Source organism: Microvirga sp. VF16 (genome assembly GCF_016864375.1).
GTDB lineage: Bacteria > Pseudomonadota > Alphaproteobacteria > Rhizobiales > Beijerinckiaceae > Microvirga.
The window spans coordinates 285,191-308,993 of sequence record NZ_CP069358.1 but is presented as its reverse complement, the minus strand read 5'-3'; the positions used below and the strand labels follow the sequence as shown (position 1 = coordinate 308,993).

The window sequence follows — 23,803 nt, the reverse complement described above, 5'->3', positions numbered from 1 at the left end:
ACAAATCAAGGCGAGTCCCGGAGCACCCAATGAAAGTGAGACGACCTGTACCGCCGCCATTCCGGTTCGACAATCCCGCCACCGATGATGAGATGCTGGCCCAGCTTGCGGCCCATCTCGGGATGCTTGTGCTCGAGCTGAAGACCGACAAGAAGCGGGATCGTGCGCTCAAGAAGCTTGAGGAAGAGGAATTGCCCGCCGCGCTTGTGGCGGTCAACAAGCCCGCCTTTCTCGCCGGCCATGTCTTGCGTCAAGCCATGGATCTCTTTGCCGCCGCCGTGGCCGATGAACTCGACAGGGAGCCGCCTCCCTGGTTGTAGAGGCTAGACGCGGGAACCCTCCAATCACGCCGTGGTCGTGGGCGATTGGTTCTGGAACGGGCGCACGAACACCCGCTCTCATCCGCGGTGTGCCCTGTGCCGGAGCTGTTGCCATGCTCAGGTCTGGAAGCCGATCACCACGCTCAATGTTCCTTGAGGACCGCAGTCAGAAAGGACCATGCTTGGCGAGAGCCTCAAAGCCGCCTCTCAGCTGCTGGACGCGCTCCTGATAGGCTTTGCCTAAGCAGGCTCGGTCGGCTCCACAGGCCGCACGCCGCTTGAGCCAGGCCGCCTGCTCATCCTCCATGTCACCGCGGGCGCCCATGCCCAGCAACGGCTTGAGTTGGGTGTAGAGGACTGCCATCTCGACATCCTCGTCGTTCAGCTGGCGATCGGCACAAACCGCCTTCTCGTCAGCAGCTTCGGCTTTGGAACAGTCGAAACTGGCAGCCCGGGCAGGTTGCCATCCCGCAGCAATCAATAGGGCAACAAGACCCGTGACGCGGAGAGTGGTGCTGATCATTGGATCATCCTGAGAACCTGACTCCTGAGCAAACCCCTCCAGCCAATCAAAGCTCCCGGTCGCAGAGAACTGTTGTGAAGCAGGGTTAACAGAGGGTGAGGGGCTTGGGTCATGCCCAAGAAGATCCTCAGCCGGAACTCGCTGACCAGGCATCTGCCGAACTGCGAACTGGCGGGTGGCAGCCGCTCGGCACCGCCGCTCTGGTGTTACGGTCGGCCAGCCGTCTCACGGATTTCTGCTGATCTCAGATCGAGAGCGACGCACGTTATCGCCGGCCATGATCCCGACGGACACCGGGTCGAAGCTGGTCACGCGGCTGTAGTCACCTCCTACGCCAGCCCCGCTCGCCAACCCTGTGCCGATCGGATCCATCCCGGTGATCTCGACCCGCGTGGTCTCGGCTCCTTCCAGCATGACGAGATCGAACAGAATGCTCGCCTCTCTGGGTGCCAGCCGCACGCAGCCGTGCGAGGCTGGGGCCCCGAGATAGTTCGTGGCACGGCTGCCGTGAATGACATGGCCCGCATCGGTGAAGAAGATCGAGTGCGGCATGGGTGCGTTGTCCCACTCCCTCGAGTAATGCACCCTGGCCAGCCGTGACGGCGTGAAGGTGCCGACGGACGTGGAGTAATCGGCGGTGCCCGTCGCCACTGGCCAGGACTAGCGCTGTTGCCCGTCGACAGACACGGTCATGCGCTGGGCCGTCTTGTCGACCACAATCGACACCTCGGCGACCGCAGGGGCGGCAAGGATGATGCCGCCGAGCAGTGCAATCAGGGATGAGATAGCTTGACGCATCGGGCAGCCTCCGGTGTTGTTCCAGTCTGGGTTGAGCCGCTGCCCGAAGATGACTGCTGAGAATGGCTAAGGTTCCAACCACCTGAAGGTTGACCTCTTGAGCCGGCAGACCCTCACATCCCATCAGGGTTCCTTGGGCTGCTCCCGCGCCTCCGGCTCGACGATCACATTCGGCGGCATCGGCTCGGATCCGGTCTCAACCAGATCCTGCAAGTCACCCCGTGCTACGGCCTCTGCCGTCCTCGTCGGAGTAGCCTTCTGAATGCCGTAGGTCGGCGGCTCACGCTCAACCTGACCGGTAGCCGCTCTCTCCTTTCGGACCTTGGAGACAGTCTCTGGGGGAACGAGGCCAAGGCTCACGGCGTGCTCCGCGATCACCACACTGTCAGCCGCCAGCACCAGACTGCTGCCCGCGCCCGCCACCGCCTTGGCGAGGTCCTCAATCTCTCTGATCCTCTTGGGATTCCGGGAGACATTCCGAATGTAGACGGCCAGTACCCGTCCAGGATGCTCCTCGACAATCTGGCGGTAGATCTCGGGATCGTGCTGGCCGCTGTCGCCGATGAGAACAAAGGGCAGCTCACTGTAGAGTGCCAGCATGTTGTGGATCAGCTCGCGCTTATGGTCCTCAGCCTTGCGCGGCAGCGGACTTGTCCAGGAGACACCCCATTCGCGCAGGAACAGAATCGGGCCGATCGGGATGCCATTCCGGTCGAAAAACTCTTCCAGCACTTCGTAGATGCCCCAGGGTGCGCGTGAGACATAGAGCATGGGATTTTGCTGGTCGCCGGAGGTGCCGGAGTGCAGGGCCCGGTACAAGGCACTGACCCCGGGAAAAGCCACCCGGCTCTGCGCGTCTTCGACGAACAGGCGCCAGAGCATCCGGAGCTTGTTGGCGACGCCGGTGTACATGACGGTGTCATCGATGTCGCTGATGACCACATACCGGCAGCTGGCAGGTGGGATGAAGATCTGAGCTTGCGCCTGAGCCGCATGAGGCTGCGGCAGCGTCAGATCCATGGCGTGCCACGAACGGTCGAGTGGTGGTGGCAGGGCCGGGGAGAGATGGACCCGGAAATAGCCGTCCTGGTCGGTAGTGATGGTTTCCTCTGCTCCATAGAACCGGGCTGTCACGATGGCATTGCGGATCGCGCGGCGGGCAATGCGCCGACCGACATCGCGTAAGTTCGTCAGGAGGTCGCCTCGGCCAGTCTCCAGATGCGGGCTTGATTGCCGGAACACCCGACCAATCAAAAAGACCTCGGAGCGGGATCCGTATCCGCGGTAGGGTTGGATGACCACGCCACTTTCGCCTTGAGCCTCCTGCACGGGCCGGGCCACGATGCCCAGCAGCCGGATCAGTGCGCCCAGCCATTCCCTCATTGCGCTGGTGAGGCTCATCGCGTTCACCTCGTATCCTTATCTGGTCTTCCAATGAGGTGGGTCGTGGGAAGGATCCTTGGAGGACTGCTCTGTTAAGCCATGGTGCTCTCGTACCAACTGCGGCAGGCCGGACTTGGTCCACTCGGAGAGCCGAAGAACTTCTGACTTTTAGTCAGAGGGTCCTGGGTTCGAGTCTCAGCGCGCTCACCAACAGCATCAAAGGGTTACCGGCATCCGCCCTTTGAACTGTTCTTTCCCGTGCGCACCACGTGCGCACCAGTGAAGCGGCCCAAAAACCCTCAGAGCAGAGGAATCATAATCCTTGTGTCGGGGTGTCGGGGGTTCAAATCCCTCCTCCGCTACCATAGGCCCAAGGCCATTTCTGGCATTCTCGCGAGTTGCCGATCTGAGTCGGAACCAAGCTGGTACCAACTGGCTCGCGCCAAAAGGCGGAAAATCCCCCTTTCTGAACACCGCCCCGAAGGATTGAGCACTCAATTCCTGTTCGGGTGATTCCCAATTCTCTCAGCGAGCGTGGCTGGTCGCAAAGGATCAGTCTCGAAACTCCCGATCAGCCCTCATCCAAGCTGCTGCATCTATTCCCTGTTCCTAACGTCGTTTCGCGGCGCCCAGTCCTTCCGGATGATGCTTCGTCTAATCTGCACTACCTTCCAATCCTACGAGGCGAAAGGTTTGAGCCCGTGTGGCCGAGTGGATTGAGCCGTCTATCCTTGGTGCTCGCGCTGCATCTCTGCCTTGGGGACTGAACGTGCTAAACATAGCCAATGGAGACCTCTGTCGCGCCTGAGGGCATTCGGACCTTCGTCCCGCCGCATCCGGATCCCGCCCCGGAGAACCTCTCGCCGCGTCAGCTCGCCTCGCTGATGCGCACCAACAACCTGCGGGTCTGGTCGCAGCGGGCCTATGAGGAGGAGGTTGTCGTCCGCCGCTTCTTCGGCCGCTCCTCGGTTTTATTCAATGCCCCCGAGGCGATCCGGCATGTTCTGGTCGATCACCCGGAGACCTATGGCCGAACCCGCGCCACCCTCCGGATCCTCAAGCCGCTGCTCGGGGAGGGGCTGTTCACCAGCGAAGGACCTGCCTGGCGGCATCAGCGGCGCACCCTGGCGCCAGCCTTCACGCCACGGTCGGTGGAGCTTCTCATTCCTCATATCCGGTCAGCCACGACTGAGATGCTCGGTAGCCTCGCCGCCACTGAGAAGGAGCGGGTGGATCTCTTTTCCATGATCCAGCGCCTGGCGCTGGAGATCGCCGGCCGCACCATGTTCTCCCTCGAGATGGGACGGCGTGGCCCCGCACTGCGGGACCAGATCATGCGCTATGGCCAGCGGCTTGGACGACCACATCTGTTGGACTTTGTGGTTCCGATCGGCCTTCCCACACCCCACGATCTGGCGCGGGCTTGGTTCCGGCGTGGCTGGATCCGGCTGATCGACCAGATCATGGCCGAGCGGCTGACGGCCAAAACCCATGCGAGTGGTCCGCGCGATCTACTCGACCTGCTTATGGCGGCTCGCGATCCGGAGAGCGGGGAGGGGTTCTCGCCCAGCCAGCTGCGGGATCAGATCGCCACGATGATCCTGGCCGGGCACGAGACGACCGCCGTGGCACTGTGCTGGTCGGTGTATCTGCTGGCCCACCTGCCGGAGGTGCAGGAGCAGATCGCCCAGGAGGCCGCGGCAGTGCTGCCGGACGGCGGGGCGGAGCCACAGCTTAACAAGCTGACCTACGCGCGGGCGGTGCTGGACGAAGTTATGCGTCTCTACCCGCCAGCCTACGTGATCGTCCGGGCAGCCCGCCAGCCAGACGAGGTCGCTGGGATTGCGATGAAGCCGGGCGACCTCGCCGTCGTCTCACCTTGGGTGCTGCATCGGCACCGGAAGCGCTGGCATGATCCGGACGCGTTCGTCCCGGAACGCTTTCTGTCCGGTGCATCGGCAATAGACCGCTTCGCCTACCTGCCCTTTGGCGTTGGGCCACGTGTGTGTATTGGCGCTCACTTCGCTCTCACGGAGGCCACCCTGGTGCTGGTCGAACTCATGCGCTCGTTCCGGCTCGAACTGGTGACAAGTCGACCGGTCTTGCCCGTCGCGGTGGTGACCACCCAACCCGATCACGCGCCGCTGTTCCGCCTGCGACCCCGATAGGCATCGGCCGGGATGATGAGCTTTCCGGCGTCGGATAACCCTCTACGTCGAAGAGTAGATACCAGCTGAGAGGAGGAAGTCATGGCAAGAGCCACCAAGTCGGTTAGCCGAGCCCGCACGACGGAGCGGGGAGCTTCCAAGAAAGGCACCGGCAAACGAGCTGCCACTCGAGGAACGAGCGCGGAAAGAGGTGCTTTGAAACGAGGAGCCGCCAAGAAAGGCGCGACTAAGCGGGGATCTCGGGGCGCAGTCGAAGTTAAAGGCTGGACCATCAACTTTGTCTCCGGGGAGTCACTCCAGCTCGAGGCGGATGCCGTGAGCATCGACAATAGTGGAACGGTGACGTTCTCGCTGTTCGGGAACGACGTGCTCTACGTCTCCGCTGCCAATTACAATTTCATCATGGAAACGAGTGAGCCTCTCGAGAGCAGTGAAGAAGGTGGAGAGGAGTTTGAAACCGATCGATAGGCCAATGTTGTCAGATCAAGGTGTGCGTGGACGGTAACTCGTTTCTCCACCCGGCAGATGACGTGGCACTCCGACCATGCCCCTTGGCTCTCCCCGTCGGATTTGATGGGACGGTGAGCGGCACGCGTTCCACCGCGCCAATGAGACAAGTGAGTATAGCGCCGCCAGTGCAAGGAGGGACTTAGCGGCGATGATGACTGCGGCCGGAAATATTCTTGAACACGTCCGCCGCGATACGGTGGACGAGGAATTCACGGAGCTTGTTGCCGCGGACGGTGTCAGGATCGAGCGCATTGTCTCCACAGGGCAGGCAAGCCCACCCGGGTTCTGGTACGACCAGGAGGCGTCCGAGTGGGTGCTGTTGCTCTCTGGATCCGCTGGCCTTCTGTTTGAGGGCGAACCCACTCCCAGAGAGCTGAAACGAGGGGATTACCTGCTCATCCCGGCGAGGAGACGCCATCGGGTGGAATGGACAGACGCGACGGAGCCGACGATCTGGCTTGCTGTTCACTATGGCTTGTTGCCCCGCAGTGAGTCGCCCAAGACCTAAAGCAGCTCGACACACTCATTAAAGCGCTTTTGAGATCAGTGTAGGGCATAGCCGGCGTGCCTGATCCAGCCTTTGGCATCTTTTGCGGTGATGGTGTCGAGGGCTGGTTTGAGTTCCGCCTCCAGGGCTTCGAGAGTGCGTGCGGCTTTCGCCTTGAGCCGCTCTTTCATCTTGGCCCAGGCGTGCTCGATCGGGTTGAACTCGGGCGAATAGCGGGGCAGGTACAACAGCCCGATCCCGGCTCGGGCGAGAAGCTCTGTGACTTCGGTGGCATGGTGCGGGCGCAGGTTGTCCATCACCAGGATCGCATCCGGCTTCACCTGCCGGAGTTTGGGCACCAGCACCTGCTCGAGATAAGCCAGCAGCACGCAGGTCGAGGTCGACGCCTCGATGCTCATCGTCGCGATCAGGCCCTCACACGCGAGGGCTCCTAACACCGTCAGCCGCTGCCAGGAGCCAAGGGGAATGGCCCCATAGGCGCGCTGACCACGCGGCGCTCGCGCATGGGTGCGGGCCATCTTGGTCGTCACGCCGCTTTCATCCAGGAACACCAAGCGTTCCACAGGAAGCGCGCTCATCTGCTGGCGATACGCCTCGCGCTCGGCGGCAACCTCGGGCCGATCCTGCTCGGCCGCCCGAAGGGTCTTTTTTTCGGACGCAGCTTAAGCCGCTTGAGCGCCTCGCAGATCACCGCCAGACACACCGTCACGCCGGTGCGCTCAGCCAGGCGCTCGCGATACTCGCGCAGCAGCGCGTCATTGTCCTCGATCACGAGCTGACGCAGCACCGCCAGAGCCGCCGCATCCAGGCGCGAGGGCACACCGCCGCTGTGCGGCTTCGCAGCACGCCGGCCTTCCTCGCGCTCCTGGCGGCGCCAGTTCGACACGGTGGCCGGGCAAACCTGGAAGCGGCGGGCGATCTCGACCTGATGAAGGTCGCCGCGTTCGCAGGCGACCAGAACGCGCTCACGCAAATCAGCGGAATAGGGCTGGGACATGGCTCGCCTCCCGGGCCATATCCCAATCAACGCACAGATCACCCAAATGGATTCAAGCCCAGATCAAAAGCGCTTTAACACCTGGATCACGCACTCATTCGATCTCTTCGGCAGACGTGTGGGGGCCGCTTATCGTGATGGTTGGGTAGGACTCGCAGGACGCGCTCGTGCACGGCCACGGGTCGATCCACCCTTGGCAGCTATGGATTGCTTGGTTGCGGGAGTTTCAGTATGCCTCTTGCGAGGACTAGCGCTCGCGGCAGCCGATGAACAGTTCTTCCGGGTTGTGCTCTCGTTCCCGTCCTTTACCTTCGTTGCCTGACGTGAGGCATGTTGGTCGAGAAAGGCCCTGCAGGCTGCAAAGTCTGTCGCGATTTCCGGTGGGCACTCCACACCGTGTTCTTCAGCCAGTGCTCGTGCATAGCGCACCATCGCTTCACTCGGAGGGCGAGGGCCATTCTGAGGCCGGTGTTCTCCCGACTCCGATGATCGTGCTGGCGCATGCTGGTCAAGGAAAGCCCGGCAGATGGCGGCATTGCTCTTCAAGCCTCGCGGCAGCTTTAGTCCCTTGCGGGCCGCAAGGGACGCAGCAAAGGCAATCATGGACTTGGTTGGTGGCTTCCCAGCCGGCGCAAAACTCACAGGAACTGTCGTAGGATCAACGGCAACCGTCTGCGACTGCGCGATGGCCCCGATCAGTTCCTGTACGCGGGCACGCGTCCGCTCCTGATAGGCGGCGGCCCGCCGAACGGCCTCATTCCGTGTGGTGGCGCGCCCAATCTCAGCGAGATCAGCCTCGAACATCGCTCGCCCGACAGGATCACCATAACTGGGGAAGACACGACGCACGGCTGCGATGAAAGCAAGTCCGATTTCCGTGACCTGGATCGGTGGATCCTTGCCCTTCAACAGATCAACATACTGGCTTTTCTGGAGCTTCGGCAGGATCGTGTCACGCGTCGCCGCTGTTCCAAGGCCTTTGGGTTCGGTTGGGTTCACGGGATTTTCCAGAGCCGCTTTGAGTGCTGAATCATCCACCTGATCGATGAGCCGCCCCATCACGACCGGCAGCTCGCCGCGGGTGATCCGGCGTGGTGGCTCGGTCTTGGCCGTTTCGATCCGGGCGTCGGTTGCTTTCCCGGGCTCGTTGTCGCGGAGCGGCGGCAGGCGTCCGGTGGTGGGCTCTTCGTCCGGCTTGGCCTTGCCCGGAACAGCCTCGGTCTCCTCGTCAGCCTCGGCCCCATAGACGGCGCGCCAGCCCGGCGACTTGATCACGCTGCCGCTGACCGAGAAGCGCTTCGGACCAAGTGGCGTCGGGACCTGCACAGCGACCGTGGTGCGAGCATCGATGCCGTCGGGCAGGTGGGCCGCCAGGAAGCTCTTGGCCACCAGCTCCCAGAGGCGAAGGTGATCCCCGCTGACACCCCCCGGCTGAGGCACCTTGCGCAGTGGCACGATGGCGTGGTGCTCGCCCGGATCCTTGACGTAGTGGCCCTTGTTGCCCTTGCGGAACACAAGATCGCCCGCGGCTGGCACGAGACTCGCAAGATCGGACAGGATGCCGACGACGCTCTCAATGACCGTGCTGGCATCGCCTGTCTGGCTCTCCGGCAGGTGCTCGGACTCAGTGCGGGGATAGGTCAGGTAGCCCTGATCATACAGGTCCTGGGCGAGTTTGGCCGTGTGCTGCGGATCCCAGCCGAACCACTTGGCGCAGCGGCGAGCGAGGGTGTCTTTCGAGAACAGGCGAGGGGGCGACCGGCGCACATCCTTCTGCTCGACGCCAAGCGGACCTGACCAGGAAGTGGCAGCCTGCTGGATTGTCTCGGCCACCTGCTTGTCGAGGATTTTGTCTTTGGGAGCATGCCAGAGGGTGATCTCGGCACCACCGTCCGTCGCCACCGTCAGAGCAATCTTGAAATAATCCTGCGGGACGAAGTCACGGATGCGCTTCTCCAAATCAGCCAGGATTGCAAGCGTTGGCGTCTGCACGCCGCCAAACCGCCAGGGCTCCCGGAAGGCAGGCGGGCGCAGCCGCAGGGAGATGGCACGGGTGCCATTGAGCCCCAGGTGGTAGTCCTCATATTGGCGGCACAGGGCTTCTAGATAGGCAGCATAGTCCCGCTCACCTGAGTCCGGCTCCTTGGCCATCGCCGCAAAGGCGCGGCGGATCGAGATCTCGTCGAGGGCGCCCAGCTTGAGACGGTCTACGCGACCTTTGTACCCGAGATGCTCGAGCACCTCCCAGGCGATCATTGAGCCTTCGCGGCCCGGATCGGTGGCGATGATCACCCGCTCCACGCCCTGAAGCGCCTGCTTGATCGCCTCGACTTTGGGCTTGTGCGACTGGCCGGAGCGGCTGGTACCGTACGTGACTGGAATGCGCTCGAGCACGATTGGCAGGGTGTCGAAACGCCACGACTTCCACTCGTCCCGCATGGTGCCGGGCTCCTCGGCCGCCAGGAGATGACCCTCAGCCGAGACGCAGATCGTGCTGGGTGATTTGAAGAAGCGTTGCAGCTGGCGCATGGCCGAGGGCTTCTCGAAGAAGAACAGCGTGCGCGATGCTGAGTGAGCGGTCATGACCCGGGTAATCTAAATGGAACGAAAAGAGAACATTACCCCCAGGGCTGAGGTCGGTCAATGACTAGGGGCGCTCCAGAGAAATGGTCCGCCAGCGCTCTTTTCAGGAAAAGGGGCGATCGCCATATCAGAGTTTGGGCGGAGCTAGCGACCCACTGTACCTTGGGAGACCAGGGGAAAACAGCTGCTGGGGGCTCTGATCCCGCGGTGTCTAGACCCCACTGCGGGTCATCCCTTGAAAAGGCCCGCTCTGGCAGAGGCTGGGGCGGGCCTTCCTGCATTCACCAATCGTACCCAAGGCTGAGAACCTGACTGTCCGACGTGAATGCGACAGGACACTCGCTTGCTCGACCTGCTGTCGGAAACGAGGATTGCCTCATGCTCAAACTCCTTCATCGCATCCGGCAGTTGTTCCGCCGGCGGCCTCCCGCTGCCGACCGCACAGTGATCGAATCCGAGGCCCTGTCTCTGATTGCGTATGAGGGGAGGTTTGCTTACCAGCGGGCGCGGGAGCAGGCAGAGTACTGTCTCAGTCGAGGAAGCGAAGCGGGCTGCCGGTTCTGGTCAGAGGTCGCCGTTGAAGTCGCACGTCGTACAGGCATGACGAGCACAAGGAAGACACGAGAACAACCGAGGTAGAACAACCTCGTCTATGGTGCCTCAAGCGGAAATGACATCAGCTTCTCAAGCTGAATGTCGTGGGTTCGATTCCCATCGCCCGCTCCAATACTCCCCAAGAAAGACAATGACTTACGAGGATTCTGTAGATAGCGCCCTGCGCCTATCAGTCGGATTGATACAACGCTGATACAATAATCCTAAGTGCTTGATCCCGAATTGGTGCGTCAATCCGCCTCCACCTGACTTGGGCTTGGAAGGGGCTGACTAAGCAAAAAGAAGGGTTCTGTCGCACCTAGCTTGACCCTGCCTCCGATGTCGAGCTTTAGCCAAAATGTTCGGTACTCAGAACAAGGGTTGAAACCTTATCCGACTCCAGAATAGCAGACACTACAGCGGGTTGCGGCTGCATCAACTGCTAAGGTTCCGTTATATTGACATCTGGTTCTTTATAAAGGATAACGTGTTCTGTTTGATGAACACCAGGCATCGGTTATGGCCGCAACGGCACAAATCATTGATCTCAACGAAGTCAGGCGCCGACGCCAGGAGGCAGCACAACCCGTGGTGCCGATGCCCAGCATTGTGCCCGGGACTTGGGTTGCGGTATGGTTCTTCGTGCCCGTCTGGGTCGGGAATGCTTGGCCCGTCAACCGGTAAGACGAGGTGTGGCCGTGAGAGATGTGCCCAAGGATCATCTCGCCGGCATCCCGCATGAAGCCGAGGGCGATCTCGAGAGTGAGGCTCACGAACTTGCCGAGATCGTCAGCAGCAATCTCAAGCGGTTGCGCCGCTCGCGTGGTCATTCTCTAGAGCGCCTTGCCAATCTCGCTGGCGTCAGCCGCGCCATGCTGAGCCAGATTGAGCTGGGGCGGAGCGTTCCGACGATCTCGTTGTTGTGGAAGGTGGCACGGGCGCTCAACGTCCCATTTTCCGCGCTGACAAGCCCAGGGACCGGCAGCGGCACGGTTGTCATGCGCTCGAAGGCTGCCAAGATCCTCACCTCAGCAGACGGGAGCTTTACCTCACGGGCGTTGTTTCCCTTCGAAGCGGAGCGGCGCGTCGAATTTTATAAGCTCACCCTTGCCGCGCAGTCACAGGAGAACGCTGTCGCCCACGCGGCGGGCACAATCGAAAACCTGACCGTGGTGGTCGGCGATGTGGAGATCGAGGTCAACGGCTCTGTTTACAGTCTGCACGCAGACGACGCGATCATTTTCCAAGCCGACGTTCCGCACATCTACCGGAATCCCGGACACGTGATGGCGATCATGTACCTGGTGATGACCTACGTGGAGACGGTCGGATAGTTCGACCCGTGCATCCGGAGCGGGCCGTGCCGCACTTGGCACGTGCGGCACCACGTCCAAAGGGTGGCCGGTTCAGGCGCTCTTCTTCATCGGCTTGGTCTGCGAGCCCATGGCCGAGCCCATGCCGACGAGCATCATGCCACCGCACATCATCATGCAGGGCATGCCCATTTCCATCATCCTCATCATGTTCTCACAGCACATCTTGAACATGTCTGCGGGCATGCCCTCCACCGGCATCATGGTGCAGGTCATGGAACCGTCGGCGGCCATGTCGCAGGACATGCGGCACATCATCCCTGGCATCATCCCGCCCATCTGCATCTGAGGCATCATACCGGGCATCATTCCACCCATCATGGGCATCATACCCGGCATCATTCCACCCATCGGCATCTGAGGCATCATGTTACCCATCATGGGCGTCATGCCTCCCATCACCGGCATCATCCCCGGCATCATGTTGCCCATCATGGGCATTGCGGCTGAGCTGGTCATCGGTCCGTCTCTCATCTGCGTGTCAGAAACTCGCCAGCGTTTCCGCTGCGTCGAAGAAAAGAATGAGCCTGGCAGGGTCCCGCAGCAACGCATCTCAGCGACAAGGCTGCTTCTTTCCTCCAATTTATTGGAGGTCGGGCCAACTGATCGAACAAACCGTCGTTTTATTGGAGCCACCTCAGCTTTAGCAGACAACCCGGGCCGTTGCTGAACTAGCGCAGCATGCTCAAATCACGCCGCACGCCCGCTCGGAAATGTTGAGCTGGGAGTGCTGAGAGGCGGAGAATAGGTTATGAACGACTCTCGTTTTCCAGGCTTTGCAGAGGCCAGAGTTTCTCCGGCAGCGTTGACGAACGATGGGAAGACCCGGAGGCTCCTAATCCAAGTCTGTCTGCAGCTTCACGCCCCGTCGCTGAGCGTCCTTGAGGAAATTGACTACTATAGGCGGCAGCTCGCGTCGCTGCCCGGAGGCGCGGCGCTGGAATGCATCGAATTCGCCTTTGCGGATCATAGCCGCCTCAAAGCTCAGTCCAAAAGGAGAGCATAAGGAAACGTGGGGCAACAACATCGCCCGTAGCCTTAGCTGTCATTGCGCCGCAGTCGATTTGGTGTGGTCGCAGTCTCGCGGAGGCAGCCCTCTCACTGCCTGCCCCACGAAACCTCATGCTCTCCATCATGGCCGCCGCCATCCTGCGGTCCCGCGGCCTGACGAGCCATCTGCTGCCGCTGGCTGCCGGGTTCAAGCAGTCGAAGTTCCGGCCGCAGGGCCGGGAAGGGGCGAAGGAGAAGCTGGCGGGCTTCTGCCAGGTGCTGGAGGAGGCGCTTGTCCTCGCCCACAAGGATCTCGACCGGCTGATCCTCGCCCGCGAGCTGATGAGCCGGGTCACGGCCAAGACCCGGAGCAACTCGAAGCTGCCGGAGCTGGTCGACCTGTTCCTGTCACGCCCGCTGGTGACGGGGCCGCTCGCGGCGAAGCTCCTGCGGGTCACGCCCAAGGCCGTTGACCTGATGCTGGCGCAACTCGGTGGTGCGCTGCCGCGTGAGCTCACCGGACGAACCCGCTACAGAGCATGGGGCATCGTGTAAGGCTCCCTAATAACATCTCATCCCAGAATTCTGAACCATCTTGACCAATTCAAAGCCTTCAGTCCCGGAAGCGACATCGCAGCGGCCAGAGATCAAAAAGCCCAGCGCGAATTCAGGCTGGAAGGCTCGGCAATAGAGGCGTAAAATCGCTTTCTGGGATGGCGCGGCCTGTGTCCGAACGCCACCCATTGCCAGAATTGCGCCGTTGCAGGAACTGGAGCGGCAACGTCGTCGCCTTATTGGGCGCACGGGCGAGGAACGCCGAGAGGACACACGCGAGAACGGTGCGCTGATCGACAATGGGTCCTGATCACTCCTCCAAGTGGGAAGACAGGCCTTATCCGATATCAAGTGGAGGGGACGCTCCATGCACAGCACTTCAACCCGCCGCCATATCCTCGCTGGCCTCACTACGACCGGGCTAAGTAGGTCGCCAAAAGTTCTGCAACAGCTTTCTGAGCCAGAAGCGTTTGGATGCCATGCCAGCCTTGCGACGCGCCTGTTGCGGCGTCAGGCTTAGAACCCAGGCCGCGGCATCGGCGGCCAGAGCATCGATGGACGCGGCCTGCCGGTTGGCCGCAATGAGCCGCTTGAGTTCGCGCCAGAGCTGGTCCATCGGGCTCAGTTCGGGTGCCTGCCGGGGCAACCACACGAAGCGGATGCGCAGCCGATCGGCCAGCGCTTGCGTCTGTGGGGCGGTGTGGGCGCTCGCCCGATCGGTGAGAAGCCAGAGCCAGCCGGCGCGGCGATATCGCCGCCGCAACGCGTGCAAGAACGCCTGAGCGTCGGCCTGACCGGCGCGGGTGCGGACCAGCACCACCCGACGCGCGGTCCGTAGGTCAATCGCCCCAAACAGCACCCGCTTGGCATTGCGGCCGGTGATCGGCACGATCGCCTGGGTACCCTTGAGCGCCCACATCGCCCGCAGGGGCGGAAACAGTCGCAGCAGGGTCCAGTCGAGGCACAGCAGCCGATCGCCTCTGTGCCAGCCCGCCTTCAGGCGCCGGATCAAGCCCCTTTTTTCTGCGCCAGATGAGCCGCGCGCGCGACATAGACATAGCGCGGCCGCTTCCAGCGATAGCCGGCCTCGTGCAGCCGGCGCCGCAGGGTGCGGGGGCTGACGGCGAGGCCCTTGGCGGCCAGATCGTGCGCCAGCAGCGGCACCGTCCAGCTCGTCGCCTGGTAGCCGCAGCGGCGCGGGTCGCGTGCCAGGGCGGCGGCCAGGCGCTGCGGCGTCAGCGGGCGATGCAGGCGCGGACGCCCGCTGCGCGGTCGGTCGATCAGGGCCGTGGTCTCATGCTCGGCCCGGTACTGGACGAGCCAGCGATGCACACTGGAGCGGTTGACGCGGCAGCGGCGGGCCGCCTCGGCCACGGGATGCCCCTCGGCCACCAGCAACAGCGCCTCGAGGCGGCGATACTCACGAGCCTCGCGGGCACCAGCAAGCGCTACGGCCAGCCGCTTGCGATCCACCTCGTCGAGCCACGTCTCGGGAGAGTGATCATGTCGTTGCATGCTCCCTAGGGAACACCCGCGGCTCTCGCGTTGCAAGTTTTATGGCGACCTACTTAGCCGCCCTGCTCGATACCCGGAGAGCCTCCTCGGAGGAGGCTCCGCTTGATACCACCACCGTTCGCTTCTCGAAATCTCCTGGAATCTGCAACGCACCGCAGTTTGTGGCAGAAGACCTGCTCCGCGCCGATGGGTTTTCCGACTTCCGTTACGTGGATGCAGTGGCCGGTCTGACCGCGACCGCGATGCTGGCCCGCAGCGAAGTGGACTTTGTTGTTGAGTTCGGAACCGCTCTGGCTCTGCAGATCGATCAAGGGGCACCCCTCAAGATCCTCACCGGCGTGCATGTCGGATGCTACGAACTTTTCGCGCATGAGGGCATCAATAGTGTCCTCGACCTGAAAGGCAAGACTGTCGGCGCCGGGCAAAATCTGGGGTCCGACCCGCATGTCTTTGTGACAGCAATGGCGACCCATGTCGGGCTTGATCCGCTCAAGGACATCAATTGGGTGACGAGTGACGTCAACCCGATGGAGCTGTTCACGCAGGGCAGGATCGACGCCTTTGTGGCCTTTCCGCCAGAGCCGCAGGAGCTCCGCGCCCGCAGGGTCGGCCATGTCATTGTCAACAGCATTCTGGACCGCCCCTGGTCCCAATACTACTGCTGCATGCTGGCCACCAATGCGTCATATCTGGAGAACTATCCTGCGGCCACCAAAAGGGTTGTGCGCGCTGTTCTCAAGGCGACTGATCTGTGCGTCTCGAATCCCGAGCAGGTGGCCACGCTCTTGGTGAATGGTGGCTATACCAAGCGGTACGATCCCGCCCTTCAAGCCCTCAAGGAGATCTCCTACGCCAAATGGCGGGACTACGACCCGGAGGATACGATCCGGTTCTACTCCTTGCGCCTGCATGAGGCCGGCATGATCAAGTCGAGCCCACAGAAGATCATCGCCAGCGGCACCGATTGGCGCTTCCTCAATGAGATCAGGCGTGAGTTGAAGACATGAGCGGGCGGCTTGCATCCCTTCTGCTGGCAGCACTGCTGTCCTGGCCGGCGCAGAGCCACGACGCACCGCGCAACCAGCGCTTACCGGTCATACGGTCAGCACCGGACTTTACCCTGACGTCGCAGGATGGCAATCGCGTGTCGCTCCACGATTTCCGTGGCAAGGCGGTCGCTGTCACCTTCATCTTTGCGTCCTGCACGGACACCTGTCCGCTGCTGACCGACAACATGGCGCGCGTACAGGAAAAGCTGGGTTCCGTGTTTGGCTCGAAGATCGCCTTCGTGTCGATCACCGTCGATCCCGAGCGCGATACGCCCGAAGCACTGAAGCAATATGCGCAGAATTTCGGCGCCAACCTGAAAGGCTGGGCCTTTCTGACCGGTGACCCCGTTGTTATCCGTGAGGTCGAGCGAAAGTACGGCGTCTTCGCGAAGAAGACCGCGTCCGGCGACGTCGACCACACCTTCCTGACGTCACTCATCGACCCGAAGGGGAACCTGCGTGTGCAGTATCTCGGCGTCCGGTTCGATCTAGAGGAGTTCCGCGGTGATCTTCTCAAGCTCCTCGATGAGGCCGAATAGTATCAGGAACTGGCTGGTCGGCTGGGTCGCCCGGTTGCCGGCGCGCGTTCAGACCAAGCTGCTCGCCGCGTTTCTCTCCATCGTCGGGCTCCTCATCGTGCTTGGGGCGGTGGGGTTGCAGGTGCTGAGCGGGGTCAACGAGCAAACTGATGTGCTGATCCGTCAGCAGCGCAAGATTGCAGCCTATCATCAGGTCCAGCACGATACCACGAGCCAGCTCTACAGCATCTCGACCGCACTCCTGCTGCAGGAGGACCGAATGCTCGATGCAGCGCTCCGTCAGCTCAGGCAGTTCGGCTACGATCTCGATCGCATGGAATTCATCGCCCGGGACGAGGCCGAGCTTCTTGCTCAAGTCCGCCAGGACTATGACCGCCTGACGGCTGAGGTGACACGGGTGGTGGACTTCATCCGCACCGGCCAGAGGGATGAAGCGCGGACAACGCAACTGGCACAGATCATGCCGCTGGCGGATCGTCTGGAACGGCTGACGAACCAGCTGGTCAACATCGCCGAGGCCGACATGGTGGACGCGATCGAGACGACCGAGCGGGCCTACGCCACCTCCCGGGCCGTCGTGATCTCGTTTGTCATCGGCAGTATCCTGTTGGCGCTCGGCCTTGGTTACATCATCTCATGGTCGCTGATCGAGCCGGTCAAGGAGATTGAGACCCATCTCAGCCAAATCGCGGCCGGCGACTTTGCCCAGAAGGTCACGATCGCCAATCGGGACGAGCTCGGCGCGCTCGCTCAGAACGTCAATCGGACATCCGAGCAGCTCGGGCAGCTTTACCGGCAGATCGAGGCACGCACGCATGAGCTTACCGAGGCGCTGACCTACCAGACCGCCACCGGTGAGGTACTCAAGGCCATCAGTCGCTCGACGCTTCACCTGCAGCCCGTGCTCGACACATTACTGGAGACCGCCGCTCGGCTGTGCCGGGCCAATCGGGCGCTCCTGTTCCGCTTGGATAATGGACTTTATCGGCTCCGGGCCTCGTACGGCTTCTCTGACGAGTTCAAGCAGTTCCTCGAGAACAACCCCATCAGTCCGGATGCGATCGGCACCATTGTCGGGCGCACCACCACGGAGCGTCGCGTCCTCCACTATGAGGATATCGAGACGGACCACCGTTATATGTGGAAGGAAGCCCAGGCCTTCGGGGGCTTTCGCACCGTACTCGGTGTGCCCCTGCTGCGGGATGGGGAACCGATCGGCGCGATCGTGCTCTCTCGTCTCTATGTCGAACCCTTTACCGACAAGCAGATTGATCTGATCACGGTCTTTGCCGATCAGGCGGTGATCGCCATCGAGAATGCCCGCCTCGTCAGAGAACTTAAGGAGCAGTCCGCCGCACTGGCCGCCTCGGTTGAAGAGTTAAAGGCTCTTGCTGAGACCGGTCAGGCCGTCAGCGGCACCCTCGACCTGACCCAAGTCCTCGATCTGGTCTCCAGCCGGGCCATGGCACTGGGCCAGGCGGATGCCTGTGGGCTGTTCCGCTACGATCGAACGAACCGTGCCTTCGTGCTATGGCGGGCGAGCGGCCTTGATGAGGACTTTTCGGAGCGGGTTCGCCACATCCGGATCCTGGAGGTCGAGACAGCTATGGGACGTGCGATCCAGCAGCATGTCCCGGTCGCCGTCAGCGATATCATGAAACTGCCGAACTGGCCGCTGCGCGATGCCGCCGTCGGCGCCGGAATCCGGAGCGTTCTGGTTGTTCCACTCGTCCGGGCGGAACGGGTCTTCGGGACGCTCGTGCTGATGCGGCGGGAGCAAGCGGAGTTTCCCAGGCGGACCGTCGACCTGATGCAGACCTTCGCGAACCAGTCGGTGCTCGCCATCCAGAACGCACGGCTCTTCCGCGAGATCGAGGACAAGAGCCGTCAGCTCGAGATTGCGAGCCAGCATAAGTCGCAGTTCCTGGCCAACATGAGCCACGAGCTGCGCACCCCTTTGAATGCGGTCCTCGGCTATACGGAGATGCTGCTCGATGGCGTCTACGGCGACGTGACTGGCGAAGCTCACGAGATCCTGGAGTACATTCAGGCGAACGGCCAGCACCTTCTGGCGCTCATCAATGACGTGCTCGACCTCTCGAAGATCGAGGCCGGGCAGCTTGCGCTGGCGCTCGATGAGTATGCCGTCCAAGGCGTCATCGAGGCCGTGGCCTCTGTCGCCCAACCGCTCGCCCAGACCAAAGGCCTCGACCTGAAGGTCGACATCGCGGGGGATCTCCCGCTGGGACGGGGTGATGAACGGCGGCTCACCCAGGCTCTCCTCAACCTCGTCGGCAACGCCATCAAGTTCACCGACGCAGGCTCGGTCACAATCGCCGCAACGGCGGTCGGTGACCTGCTGGAGCTAGCTGTGACTGACACTGGCCCGGGAATTGCCCCGACCGACCAGGAGCGGATCTTCGATGCCTTCCAGCAGGTCGACAATTCCTCAACCCGGCAAAAGGGCGGTACGGGTCTGGGGCTCGCGATCTCACGGCGCATCGTCGAGATGCATGGCGGGACGATCTCTGTGGAATCCACCCTGGGGCAGGGTTCCACCTTTCGGATCAGGATCCCGCTCCAAGCTGGCGGCGTCATGGAGGCGGCGTGATGAAGCGCATCCTGGTGGTGGAGGACACCTGGCACAATCGAAAGATGCTGCGCGATCTGCTCACGCGGGCAGGCTTCGAGGTGCTGGAGGCGGTCAATGGCGAGGAAGGTATCGCCCAAGCCGAACGACACCGGCCCGACCTGATCCTGATGGACATCCAATTGCCGCTGGTGGATGGCTACGACGCGACGCGGCGCATCAAGGCCAATCCGGACCTGCACCACATTCCGATCATCGCCGTCACCTCCTACGCCCTTGCTGGCGACGAGGCGAAGACGCGTGAGGCTGGCTGTGACGGGTATGTCGCCAAGCCGTTCAGTCCACGCAATCTGCTGGCGAAAGTCCAGGAGTATCTCGCATGAAGAGGACACCGGCCATGCGTGATCTACCTCTTATTCTCGTGGTCGACGACACGCCGCAGAACCTTGACCTGATGACGCGTCGGCTCAGGAGCCAGGGCTACGAGGTTGCGACGGCCGGCGACGGCGAGGAGGCGCTTGCCCGGGTGGTGGAGCTCGAACCTGATCTAATCCTTCTGGACATCATGATGCCCAGGCTCGACGGGATCGAGACCGTCCGGCGACTAAAGGCCAACGCCGCGCACAGGCACATCCCGGTCATTCTCGTCACCGCCAAGTCGGACCCGCGGGACGTGATCGAAGGCCTCGATGCCGGTGGCGACGACTATCTGACCAAACCGATTGACCATGCCGCGTTGCTGGCGCGGGTCCGGTCCATGCTGCGAATCAAGGCGCTGCACGACACCGTCCAAGACCAGGCCCGGGAACTGGCCACCTGGAACCAGCGACTCGAGCAGCGCGTCACCGAGCAGGTTGAGCAGATTGGCCGAATGGAGCGCCTGCGCCGGTTCCTGCCACCGCAAGTGGCGGATCTCGTGGTCGCAGGGCGGGGAGGAGCGGATCCCCTGGAGAGCCACCGGCGTGATGTCACGGTCGTGTTCGGGGATCTACGTGGTTTTACGGGCTTTGCCGAGACGGCGGAGCCGGAGGAAGTGATTACCGTGCTCCGGGAGTATCATACTGCGATCGGGCAGCTCGTGCTGCAACTCGAGGGGACTCTGGAGCGCTTTGTCGGGGATGGCGTGCTGGTGCTGTTCAACGATCCGCTCCCGCAGCAGGATCATACCGAGCGCGCGGTGAGGCTGGCGCTCCACATGCGCGAGCGCATTCATGTCCTGGCCGAAGGTTGGCGGAAACGAGGGCATGATCTCGGCTTCGGTGTTGGCGTTGCCCGAGGATACGCGACATTGGGCAGTGTTGGCTTCGAGCACCGGCAGGAATACTCGGTCATCGGCACGGTGCCAAACCTCGCATGCCGTTTATGCGGCGACGCGAAGCCTGGCCAGATCCTGCTTAGCCAGAAGGTCGTGGCTTCGGTCTACGGGAGGATTGAGGTCAGTCCGGTTGGCGATCTGACGCTAAAAGGGTTTCACAAGCCGGTCCCAGCCTTCGAGCTCGTTTCATGGCGTGGGTCGTGTGACGAGTCGAGACACGAGGCAGCTGGTGAAAGAGTCGAGCAAGGAGACGTCCTTTGAGAAAACCAAGACGCCTCCCGCTCCTGGCTCACAGATGCGCTGTCATTGAGGAACATGCCCACGAAACGCAGACGATTGCCGTCGAAGGAACAAGCCAGCTTACTTCAGCACGTTCCTGTGCGAGCAGAAGGTTTGAGCTGGCTGATCCGAGATCAACGGGAGGAGGCAGTCCATGAATACCATTCAGACCCGCCGTCATGTCCTAACCGGCCTCACCGCCATGGGACTTGTTCCACTGTTGAACCGTCCTGGAGCCTTCGCCGAGGAGGCTGCGCTTGAGACAACCTCTGTCCGCTTCGCACGGTCTCCGGGAATTTGCCTGGCACCGCAATTTGTGGCCGAAGAGCTGATCCGCGCTGATGGGCTCTCGGACTTCCGCTATGTGGATACACAGGCCAGCCTGACCTCGATAGCGCTGGCGGCGCGCGGAGACGTCGACTTCGTCGTCGAGTATGGAACTGCACTTGCCATTCGCATCGATCAGGGAGATCCGATCAAGGTGCTCAGCGGCGTGCATGTGGGCTGCTACGAGCTGTTCGCGCATGAGGGCATCAACAGCGTCCTCGACCTGAAGGGTAAGAGTGTCGCTGTGGGGGTGGCCCGCGGATCGGATCCGCACGTCTACGTCAGTGCTATGGCAAGTTATGTCGGGCTTGATCCTCTCAAGGACATTGATTGGGTGACGAGTGACGTCAACCCAATGGAGTTGTTCGCACAGCACAAGGTTGATGCCTTCCTTGCGGGACCGCCCGAGCCCCAAGAACTGCGCGCTCGCAAGATTGGCCATGTCATCCTCAACAGCCTCCAGGACCGCCCCTGGTCACAGTATTTTTGCTGCATGTTGGCCGCCAATGCAGCTTATGCCGCGAAGTATCCAGCGGCCACCAAGAGGGTCTTGCGCGCTGTCCTCAAGGCCAATGATCTGTGCGTCTCGGAGTCGGAACGTGTGGCCAGGCTTCTGATCAGCGATGGGTATGCCACAAACTATGACTCGGCCCTGCAGACGCTCAGGGACATCCCTTATGCCAAATGGCGGGAGCTCGATCCGGAGGACACGATCAGGTTCTTCTCGTTGCGGCTTCGTGAAGGAGGTATGATCAAGTCGAGCCCGCAAAAGATCATTGCCACTGGCACCGATTGGCGCTTTCTCAATGAGATCAAGCGTGAGTTGAAGACATGAGCGAGTGGTCGTTGCACATCCGGTGACGGAATGGTCTCAGATGATCCTTCCAACGCACCGGGCCGCCATCGAGGCTCGTACCGGATGAAAGTCTGGTAAGCGTCGGCATGACAGGAGGCGAGAAGGTCTTTGTCTGCCGAGCGGTTCGACAGGTGTTTCTTTGCAGCCTGTCACACTGACCATCATTTGGAAGGGAGGTTCTCATGCATACCCTATACGCTGGACCATTCATTCAAGATCGCCGCACTTTCCTAGCTGGCCTAACGGCTGCTGGCACTGCAGGCCTTATCGGCACCTCGGCACCAGCTTGGGCTGAGCCGCCCCCGGAAACGACCACCATCCGCCTCCCCGCAGTCCCTGCCGCGTGCATGGCGCCACTATACCTCGCCAAAGATCTGCTTCTTGGAGAAGGCTTTGCCGAAGTCCACTATGTGCCAACACCGATTATCTCAGTGGGCATGGTGGCGAATGGCGAGATCGACGTCAGCCTTGAGGCCTGCGTCGACTTTCTCCCGCTTGTCGATGTCGGCAGACCCTTGACGATACTATCCGGGGTTCACGTGGGATGCATGGAACTGCGTGCCAAGGACAGCATCAAGAGCATCGGGGACTTGCGAGGAACACGGGTGGGCGTCTCCGCCATCGGCGCAGCAGATCATCTGCTGGTAAGCGCGATGGCCTCTTATGTCGGAGTCGACCCCGGAGTGGACATCAAATGGGTGACAAATTCGTCGGTGAGCCAAGCCGACCTCTTCACCGCCGGTGAGATCGATGCCTTCATCGGCGCCCCGCCTGAGCCCTCGCAGCCATGCATGCGCAACGTCGGGCACGTCGTCGTCAATACTGCCGATGATCGCCCCTGGTCTAACTATTTCTGCTGCATGGTGACCGCCAACGCCGATTTTGTGAGCAGGAACCCGGTCGCGACCAAGCGTATGTTGCGTGCTATCTTGAAAGCGACTGACATCTGCCACACGCAATCAGAGATGGTGGCGCGACGGATGGCCGATGTCGGCTTCTCGCCCGAGTGTGCGCTGACGATCCTGAAAGACGCACGCTACGGCTCGTGGCGAGAGTATGACCCGGAAGACACCGTGCGTTTCTTCACCCTGCGGCTGTCTGAAGTGAGAATGATCAAAAAGACGCCAAAAGACGTTATCTCGAAATTTACCGACTGGCGCTTCCTCGACGAGCTAAGGCGGGAGATGAAAACGTGAACGGATAGCAATTGATTGCTCGCCACGTCAGGAGGCTCAGGGCATAATTACGGCCCGCAGGGCGGCAAGATGGCCCGGAGTGTGGCCCGTCCTCACCAATCTCCGGTGCTCCGGCGCTCGGTTCATAGGCGTCGGGCTGCTGGTTCGAGCCTCTGCAACGAGCGCACAACGGGTCAGGATCAGATTATCGCCATTGTGTCAGTCCCCGGGTATCCGTTGGTATCTTGGTGTGAGACGTCGTGGTGAGCGTTTTCAAGCACTTGGCTTTGAGCATGTAATTTGAGATTATACATATAATTTGAGAATTTGATTGGCTTTGTACATTTCTTTTGAGACTGCCGCCGTCCAACATTGGTCTCTGATTTTGCAGGTGGGATTGGCGACAGCGTAGAGTGCACCGCATTCGAATTGACATCTAAAGTGAGAAATCAAACAGCCCGTTTGTCTCACTATTGATGCCCAAAGCAGCCATAAGCCCGAAATTCTCATTCCAAGATGTCAACCGACATCTCCCACAGCCGTTTCAATCTCTATCAATGACTCAGCGTCGGGACGAAGCGCAGCTTTGGAACGAGCGAGGGATCAAATGCGTCAACTGCGGTAACCTTCCCGTCAAAGTCCTGTGCCGCCTTTGTTGCCAGGATGAGAGCAGGAGCTTGGGACTGCTGGCTGCTCGATTAAGTATTCATGGAGGTACAAGAGGAGAGGGCAGGGGAAGAGCAAAACGTCGGAGGGAGAGCAATCACCGCCTTCCCGTGGCTACAAGGGTGGAATGCGCCGGTGCCAGCGACGGTTGGCCCAGTGGTCCTGTAGCAAGCTCAGCGTTGAGATGGGG

General features: G+C 61.4%; 22 protein-coding genes and 1 pseudogene. 13 read left to right on the top strand and 10 right to left on the bottom strand.

The features are described 5' to 3' along the window. Positions 1 to 29: 29 nt before the first annotated feature. Positions 30 to 320 carry a hypothetical protein gene (locus tag JO965_RS44320; RefSeq protein WP_203447501.1) on the top strand — a complete coding sequence of 97 codons (291 nt, stop codon included), beginning with the start codon at positions 30 to 32 and terminating at the stop codon, positions 318 to 320. Between the two features lie 166 nt (positions 321 to 486). Here the strand turns inward: JO965_RS44320 and JO965_RS44315 are convergent, their stop codons facing one another. The 4 genes from JO965_RS44315 to JO965_RS44305 form a co-directional block, all read right to left on the bottom strand. After that, positions 487 to 843: a lysozyme inhibitor LprI family protein gene (locus JO965_RS44315; protein WP_246777283.1), complete on the bottom strand. Its 357-nt coding sequence runs from the start codon at positions 841 to 843 to the stop codon at positions 487 to 489. Positions 844 to 1,068: 225 nt separating this feature from the next. After that, entirely contained in the window at positions 1,069 to 1,494 is a 426-nt protein-coding gene (locus tag JO965_RS44310; RefSeq protein ID WP_246777282.1) for a L,D-transpeptidase, read from the bottom strand. Between the two features lie 9 nt (positions 1,495 to 1,503). Then, on the bottom strand, positions 1,504 to 1,641 hold the full coding sequence (locus JO965_RS48775) for a hypothetical protein (RefSeq protein ID WP_246777281.1): 138 nt from the start codon (positions 1,639 to 1,641) through the stop codon (positions 1,504 to 1,506). Positions 1,642 to 1,764: 123 nt separating this feature from the next. Continuing rightward, a complete protein-coding gene (locus JO965_RS44305; RefSeq protein WP_203447500.1) occupies positions 1,765 to 3,042 on the bottom strand; it encodes an App1 family protein in 1,278 nt (425 codons plus the stop codon). A gap of 767 nt (positions 3,043 to 3,809) precedes the next feature. Between JO965_RS44305 and JO965_RS44300 the strand changes: the two genes are divergently transcribed. The 3 genes from JO965_RS44300 to JO965_RS44290 all read left to right on the top strand — a co-directional run bounded on the left by JO965_RS44300 (position 3,810) and on the right by JO965_RS44290 (position 6,210). Beyond that, positions 3,810 to 5,192 carry a cytochrome P450 gene (locus JO965_RS44300; RefSeq protein ID WP_203447499.1) on the top strand — a complete coding sequence of 461 codons (1,383 nt, stop codon included), beginning with the start codon at positions 3,810 to 3,812 and terminating at the stop codon, positions 5,190 to 5,192. 81 nt (positions 5,193 to 5,273) lie between these two features. Next, positions 5,274 to 5,660, top strand: coding sequence for a hypothetical protein (locus JO965_RS44295; RefSeq protein ID WP_203447498.1), 387 nt, complete (start codon positions 5,274 to 5,276; stop codon positions 5,658 to 5,660). 190 nt (positions 5,661 to 5,850) lie between these two features. After that, a complete protein-coding gene (locus tag JO965_RS44290; protein ID WP_203447497.1) occupies positions 5,851 to 6,210 on the top strand; it encodes a cupin domain-containing protein in 360 nt (119 codons plus the stop codon). 35 nt (positions 6,211 to 6,245) lie between these two features. Here the strand turns inward: JO965_RS44290 and JO965_RS44285 are convergent. The 3 genes and pseudogenes from JO965_RS44285 to JO965_RS44275 form a co-directional block, all read right to left on the bottom strand. Beyond that, a pseudogene (locus JO965_RS44285) lies at positions 6,246 to 6,800 on the bottom strand (IS630 family transposase); the annotation flags it as partial. Beyond that, entirely contained in the window at positions 6,785 to 7,207 is a 423-nt protein-coding gene (locus JO965_RS44280; RefSeq protein ID WP_203447496.1) for a helix-turn-helix domain-containing protein, read from the bottom strand. The pseudogene JO965_RS44285 and the gene JO965_RS44280, both read right to left, overlap by 16 nt. A 129-nt stretch (positions 7,208 to 7,336) precedes the next feature. Then, a complete protein-coding gene (locus JO965_RS44275; RefSeq protein WP_203447495.1) occupies positions 7,337 to 9,790 on the bottom strand; it encodes a type IA DNA topoisomerase in 2,454 nt (817 codons plus the stop codon). A 1,292-nt stretch (positions 9,791 to 11,082) separates the two neighbouring features. Here JO965_RS44275 and JO965_RS44270 point away from each other — a divergent pair. After that, positions 11,083 to 11,718: a helix-turn-helix domain-containing protein gene (locus JO965_RS44270; RefSeq protein ID WP_246777280.1), complete on the top strand. Its 636-nt coding sequence runs from the start codon at positions 11,083 to 11,085 to the stop codon at positions 11,716 to 11,718. Positions 11,719 to 11,790: 72 nt separating this feature from the next. Here the strand turns inward: JO965_RS44270 and JO965_RS44265 are convergent, their stop codons facing one another. Next, positions 11,791 to 12,411: a hypothetical protein gene (locus tag JO965_RS44265; protein WP_371827034.1), complete on the bottom strand. Its 621-nt coding sequence runs from the start codon at positions 12,409 to 12,411 to the stop codon at positions 11,791 to 11,793. 468 nt (positions 12,412 to 12,879) lie between these two features. On the opposite strand from JO965_RS44265, the gene JO965_RS44260 reads away from it, so the two are divergent. Continuing rightward, positions 12,880 to 13,302 (top strand): helix-turn-helix domain-containing protein, encoded by a 423-nt coding sequence (locus JO965_RS44260; RefSeq protein WP_246777279.1) that lies wholly within the window; start codon positions 12,880 to 12,882, stop codon positions 13,300 to 13,302. Positions 13,303 to 13,723: 421 nt separating this feature from the next. Here JO965_RS44260 and JO965_RS44255 read toward each other — a convergent pair whose 3' ends face one another. Both JO965_RS44255 and JO965_RS44250 read right to left on the bottom strand, forming a co-directional pair. After that, entirely contained in the window at positions 13,724 to 14,314 is a 591-nt protein-coding gene (locus tag JO965_RS44255; RefSeq protein WP_246777278.1) for a transposase, read from the bottom strand. Continuing rightward, a complete protein-coding gene (locus JO965_RS44250) occupies positions 14,311 to 14,817 on the bottom strand; it encodes a helix-turn-helix domain-containing protein (protein WP_246777277.1) in 507 nt (168 codons plus the stop codon). Before JO965_RS44250 ends, JO965_RS44255 begins: the two co-directional genes overlap by 4 nt. A 41-nt stretch (positions 14,818 to 14,858) precedes the next feature. On the opposite strand from JO965_RS44250, the gene JO965_RS44245 reads away from it, so the two are divergent. The 7 genes from JO965_RS44245 to JO965_RS44215 all read left to right on the top strand — a co-directional run bounded on the left by JO965_RS44245 (position 14,859) and on the right by JO965_RS44215 (position 22,968). Beyond that, positions 14,859 to 15,824, top strand: a complete 966-nt coding sequence (locus JO965_RS44245) for an ABC transporter substrate-binding protein (protein ID WP_203447493.1) — start codon at positions 14,859 to 14,861, stop codon at positions 15,822 to 15,824. Next, entirely contained in the window at positions 15,821 to 16,405 is a 585-nt protein-coding gene (locus JO965_RS44240) for an SCO family protein (protein ID WP_203447492.1), read from the top strand. The genes JO965_RS44245 and JO965_RS44240 overlap by 4 nt, the downstream gene beginning before the upstream one ends. Next, positions 16,392 to 19,016, top strand: coding sequence for an ATP-binding protein (locus JO965_RS44235; RefSeq protein ID WP_203447491.1), 2,625 nt, complete (start codon positions 16,392 to 16,394; stop codon positions 19,014 to 19,016). Before JO965_RS44240 ends, JO965_RS44235 begins: the two co-directional genes overlap by 14 nt. Beyond that, positions 19,016 to 19,378, top strand: a complete 363-nt coding sequence (locus JO965_RS44230; protein ID WP_173909538.1) for a response regulator — start codon at positions 19,016 to 19,018, stop codon at positions 19,376 to 19,378. The genes JO965_RS44235 and JO965_RS44230 overlap by 1 nt, the downstream gene beginning before the upstream one ends. A 14-nt stretch (positions 19,379 to 19,392) precedes the next feature. Next, entirely contained in the window at positions 19,393 to 20,571 is a 1,179-nt protein-coding gene (locus JO965_RS44225; protein WP_203447490.1) for an adenylate/guanylate cyclase domain-containing protein, read from the top strand. Between the two features lie 172 nt (positions 20,572 to 20,743). Beyond that, complete coding sequence (locus JO965_RS44220) at positions 20,744 to 21,751, top strand: ABC transporter substrate-binding protein (protein WP_203447489.1); 1,008 nt, start codon at positions 20,744 to 20,746, stop codon at positions 21,749 to 21,751. A gap of 203 nt (positions 21,752 to 21,954) precedes the next feature. Beyond that, a complete protein-coding gene (locus tag JO965_RS44215; protein WP_203447488.1) occupies positions 21,955 to 22,968 on the top strand; it encodes an ABC transporter substrate-binding protein in 1,014 nt (337 codons plus the stop codon). Positions 22,969 to 23,803 lie beyond the last annotated feature (835 nt).